This window comes from Nocardioides sp. NPDC004968, assembly GCF_040608935.1.
Lineage (GTDB): Bacteria > Actinomycetota > Actinomycetes > Propionibacteriales > Nocardioidaceae > Nocardioides.
This window is the reverse complement of sequence record NZ_JBEXJF010000072.1, coordinates 1-5662: the sequence shown is the minus strand read 5'-3', so window position 1 is coordinate 5662 and position 5662 is coordinate 1. Positions and strand designations below refer to the sequence as shown.

Below are 5662 nucleotides of genomic sequence, written 5' to 3'. Positions count from 1 at the left end.
CGCCGAATTGGACAACAAAGCGAGATCCGATAAAGTCCTCCAGGACGAGGCGGAAACACAACTGCTAAACCAGGGAAAGCGCGGAACGCGCCGAATTGGGAAAGCGAAAGTGAGTCTGCTAAAGTCTGAAAGGCAAGGAGCCGATAAAGGTTCTGGAGCTGGCAAGGAAAGCGCGAAACACGCCGAATTGCGAAAGCGAAAGAAAGCCTGATAAGGTTCAGCACGAAGCAGAAACAAGCAGTACAAAAGCAAGTATAAAACGAATATTGCCGCCGGACTGGCTGAGACGGATGTCTGAAATCTACCGGTGCGCGTGTGATTCTTGAGAACTCAACAGTGTGTCATAGTCGACGAATTAGTTTGTTATGCCCCGTCGACCACCATCCCTTAGTGGGGTGTTTGGTTGATGGTTTCTTTGACAATTGATTCTGGCAAACATCCAGTCTTTAGGGATTGGAACATGTCAGTGTCTCCTGTCAGGGCATCTCTTTTTCCATGACTGCCTTTGGTATTGCCTTGGTGGTTGTGGTGTTGTTTTTCAACGGAGAGTTTGATCCTGGCTCAGGACGAACGCTGGCGGCGTGCTTAACACATGCAAGTCGAGCGGAAAGGCCCTTCGGGGTACTCGAGCGGCGAACGGGTGAGTAACACGTGAGTAATCTGCCCCAGGCTCTGGGATAGCCACCGGAAACGGTGATTAATACCGGATACGACAACCGATTGCATGATCTGGTTGTGGAAAGTTTTTCGGCCTGGGATGTGCTCGCGGCCTATCAGCTTGTTGGTGAGGTAATGGCTCACCAAGGCTTCGACGGGTAGCCGGCCTGAGAGGGTGACCGGCCACACTGGGACTGAGACACGGCCCAGACTCCTACGGGAGGCAGCAGTGGGGAATATTGGACAATGGGCGGAAGCCTGATCCAGCAACGCCGCGTGAGGGATGACGGCCTTCGGGTTGTAAACCTCTTTCAGCACAGACGAAGCGCAAGTGACGGTATGTGCAGAAGAAGGACCGGCCAACTACGTGCCAGCAGCCGCGGTAATACGTAGGGTCCGAGCGTTGTCCGGAATTATTGGGCGTAAAGGGCTCGTAGGCGGTCTGTCGCGTCGGGAGTGAAAACCAGGTGCTTAACACCTGGCCTGCTTTCGATACGGGCAGACTAGAGGTACTCAGGGGAGAATGGAATTCCTGGTGTAGCGGTGAAATGCGCAGATATCAGGAGGAACACCGGTGGCGAAGGCGGTTCTCTGGGAGTATCCTGACGCTGAGGAGCGAAAGTGTGGGGAGCGAACAGGATTAGATACCCTGGTAGTCCACACCGTAAACGTTGGGCGCTAGGTGTGGGACACATTCCACGTGTTCCGTGCCGCAGCTAACGCATTAAGCGCCCCGCCTGGGGAGTACGGCCGCAAGGCTAAAACTCAAAGGAATTGACGGGGGCCCGCACAAGCGGCGGAGCATGCGGATTAATTCGATGCAACGCGAAGAACCTTACCTGGGTTTGACATACACCGGAAAGCCGTAGAGATACGGCCCCTTTTAGTCGGTGTACAGGTGGTGCATGGCTGTCGTCAGCTCGTGTCGTGAGATGTTGGGTTAAGTCCCGCAACGAGCGCAACCCTCGTCCTATGTTGCCAGCAATTCGGTTGGGGACTCATAGGAGACTGCCGGGGTCAACTCGGAGGAAGGTGGGGATGACGTCAAGTCATCATGCCCCTTATGTCCAGGGCTTCACGCATGCTACAATGGCCGGTACAAAGGGCTGCGATCCCGTGAGGGTGAGCGAATCCCAAAAAGCCGGTCTCAGTTCGGATTGGGGTCTGCAACTCGACCCCATGAAGTCGGAGTCGCTAGTAATCGCAGATCAGCAACGCTGCGGTGAATACGTTCCCGGGCCTTGTACACACCGCCCGTCACGTCACGAAAGTCGGCAACACCCGAAGCCAGTGGCCCAACTCGTAAGAGAGGGAGCTGTCGAAGGTGGGGCTGGCGATTGGGACGAAGTCGTAACAAGGTAGCCGTACCGGAAGGTGCGGCTGGATCACCTCCTTTCTAAGGAGTAAGTGGCCATGAATTCACACAACATTCGGTTGTGTGGTGATGGTGCTACTCGCTAGTGGAATCGTCGATGAAACACCGGCTGGTTGCCGGGTGTGCTTCTCAGTACTGTCTGGTCCTTCGGGAACAGGCGTGGAACCTGAAGTCTCCTGGACCTGGTCTGGTCTTGACACACTGTTGGGCCCTGAGGAATCACACAACGTAAGTTGAGTGGTTGTCTCTCTGCCCCTTTCGCCTGAAGGTTGCTCGGTATGAGCGCTGGATGGGGTTGTGCGGGCTGGCCGGCGCTGAGATATGCGCTGGAGTTGATAGTTGGATAGTGGACGCGAGCATCTTGTTTAATAAGAATGCACACACCTTGTAGGCGCTTCAGCCGTGGGTTTAGGCCTGGTGGTTGGGGTGTTGGTGTGTGCGTGGTCTTCGTAGCGCAGACAAGCTCGGCGACGTGAGTTGTCGTTGTTTGTTGTTTTTGTTGAGTGTTTGTGAGAGATAAGCTATGAAGGGCACATGGTGGATGCCTTGGCATCAAGAGCCGAAGAAGGACGTTGGAGCCTGCGATAAGCCCTGGGGAGTTGGCAACCGAGCGTTGATCCGGGGGTGTCCGAATGGGGAAACCCAGCACGAGTCATGTCGTGTTACCCGCGCCTGAATCTATAGGGCGTGTGGAGGGAACGCGGGGAAGTGAAACATCTCAGTACCCGTAGGAAGAGAAAACAATAGTGATTCCGAGAGTAGTGGCGAGCGAAATCGGATGAGGCCAAACCGGTTACCTGTGATAGACGGCAGTTGTTGGGTAGTCGGGGTTGTGGGATATGTCTTTCATCGTCTGCCGGCGGTGAGCTCAGTAAGAAACCAAGCATGAAGGTGAACCAGTTGGGAAGCTGGGCCGTAGCGGGTGATAGCCCCGTAATCGTATGTGTTTGGCTGGGTTGATGTACTTCCCAAGTAGGACGGCACTCGTGGAATGTCGTGTGAATCTGGCGGGACCACCCGCTAAGCCTAAATACTTCTTGATGACCGATAGCGGACCAGTACCGTGAGGGAAAGGTGAAAAGTACCCCTGGCGGGGAGTGAAATAGTACCTGAAACCGTGTGCCTACAATCCGTCAGAGCCCGGCCGGCCTTTTGGCAGTGGGGGTGATGGCGTGCCTTTTGAAGAATGAGCCTGCGAGTTAGCGGTGTGTGGCAAGGTTAACCCGTGTGGGGAAGCCGTAGCGAAAGCGAGTCCTAATAGGGCGATTGAGTCGCGCGCTCTAGACCCGAAGCGAAGTGATCTAGCCATGGGCAGGTTGAAGCGCCGGTAAGACGGCGTGGAGGACCGAACCCACTTCAGTTGAAAATGGAGGGGATGACCTGTGGTTAGGGGTGAAAGGCCAATCAAACTTCGTGATAGCTGGTTCTCCCCGAAATGCATTTAGGTGCAGCGTTGCGTGTTTCTTGCCGGAGGTAGAGCACTGGATAGCCGATGGGCCCGACCAGGTTACTGACGTTAGCCAAACTCCGAATGCCGGTAAGTGAGAGCGCAGCAGTGAGACAGTGGGGGATAAGCTCCATTGTCGAGAGGGAAACAGCCCAGACCATCAGCTAAGGCCCCTAAGCGATAACTAAGTGGAAAAGGATGTGGAGTCGCAGTGACAACCAGGAGGTTGGCTTGGAAGCAGCCACCCTTGAAAGAGTGCGTAATAGCTCACTGGTCAAGTGATTCCGCGCCGACAATGTAGCGGGGCTCAAGTTATCCGCCGAAGCTATGGCACTCCGGTTTTCCGGGGTGGGTAGGGGAGCGTCGTGTAACCAGTGAAGCAGCGGAGTGATCCAGCGGTGGAGGTTACGCGAGTGAGAATGCAGGCATGAGTAGCGAATGATGTGTGAGAAACACATCCGCCGATTGATCAAGGGTTCCAGGGTCAAGCTAATCTGCCCTGGGTAAGTCGGGACCTAAGGCGAGGCCGACAGGCGTAGTCGATGGACAACGGGTTGATATTCCCGTACCGGCGAAGTGACGCCCATGATGAGGCGCATGATGCTAACCATCTGAAGCATGCGTGACCGATCCCTTCGGGGTGAGGCGTGTGTGTGGAACATGGGACCCAAGTGTGTAGTAGTCAAGTGATGGGGTGACGCAGGAAGGTAGTCGAACCGTAGCGATGGTTGTCTACGGGTAAGCGTGTAGGGCTGTGTGTAGGCAAATCCGCGCACTGTATGCCTGAGACGTGATACGGACCCGTTTGGGGAAGTCGATGATCCTATGCTGTCGAGAAAAACCTCTAGCGAGTCATGAGCCGCCCGTACCCCAAACCGACTCAGGTGATCAGGTAGAGAATACCGAGGCGATCGAGCGAACCATGGTTAAGGAACTCGGCAAAATGCCCCCGTAACTTCGGGAGAAGGGGGGCCCGGATCGTGAACCCACTAGCTGGGGGAAGCGTGAAGGGCCGCAGAGACCAGGCCCAAGCGACTGTTTACTAAAAACACAGGTCCGTGCGAAGTTGTAAGACGATGTATACGGACTGACTCCTGCCCGGTGCTGGAAGGTTAAGAGGACGGGTTAGCCTCACGGCGAAGCTCAGAATTTAAGCCCCAGTAAACGGCGGTGGTAACTATAACCATCCTAAGGTAGCGAAATTCCTTGTCGGGTAAGTTCCGACCTGCACGAATGGAGTAACGACTTGGGCGCTGTCTCAACCGTGGACTCGGCGAAATTGCACTACGAGTAAAGATGCTCGTTACGCGCGGCAGGACGGAAAGACCCCGGGACCTTTACTATAGTTTGGTATTGGTGTTTGGTTCGGCTTGTGTAGGATAGGTGGGAGACTGTGAAGCGCACACGCCAGTGTGTGTGGAGTCAACGTTGAAATACCACTCTGGTCGTACTAGATGTCTAACTTCGGACCATGATCTGGTTCAGGGACAGTGCCTGATGGGTAGTTTAACTGGGGCGGTTGCCTCCTAAAGTGTAACGGAGGCGCTCAAAGGTTCCCTCAGCCTGGTTGGCAATCAGGTGGCGAGTGTAAGTGCACAAGGGAGCTTGACTGTGAGACAGACATGTCGAGCAGGGACGAAAGTCGGAACTAGTGATCTGGCCACGGCATGTGGAAGCGTGGTCACTCAACGGATAAAAGGTACCCCGGGGATAACAGGCTGATCTTCCCCAAGAGTCCATATCGACGGGATGGTTTGGCACCTCGATGTCGGCTCGTCGCATCCTGGGGCTGGAGTAGGTCCCAAGGGTTGGGCTGTTCGCCCATTAAAGCGGCACGCGAGCTGGGTTTAGAACGTCGTGAGACAGTTCGGTCCCTATCCGCCGCGCGCGTAGGAAACTTGAGAAAGGCTGTCCCTAGTACGAGAGGACCGGGATGGACGAACCTCTGGTGTGCCAGTTGTACCGCCAGGTGCATGGCTGGTTGGCTACGTTCGGAAGTGATAACCGCTGAACGCATCTAAGCGGGAAGCACGTTTCAAGATGAGGTTTCCCACCCTTTATGGGTTAAGGCCCCCTACAGACTATGGGGTTGATAGGCCGGAGGTGTACAGCAGTGATGCCCAGCCGACCGGTACTAATAGGCCGAGGGCTTATCTTTCATAAACCCTCAACAAAAACAACAA

Annotated in this window: 1 protein-coding gene and 2 rRNA genes; all 3 read left to right on the top strand. The window is 55.0% G+C overall.

The genetic code is table 11. The annotated features are described in order from the left end of the window. Positions 1-211 (top strand): hypothetical protein (locus ABZU72_RS28545; protein WP_355022141.1); only part of this gene is annotated, 211 nt, incomplete at its 5' end. Between the two features lie 327 nt (positions 212-538). After that, positions 539-2053: ribosomal RNA gene (locus ABZU72_RS28540) — 16S ribosomal RNA — on the top strand. A gap of 493 nt (positions 2054-2546) precedes the next feature. Beyond that, positions 2547-5637: ribosomal RNA gene (locus ABZU72_RS28535) — 23S ribosomal RNA — on the top strand. The 16S and 23S rRNA genes sit together here, the layout of an rRNA operon. The last annotated feature ends 25 nt before the right edge of the window (positions 5638-5662 follow it).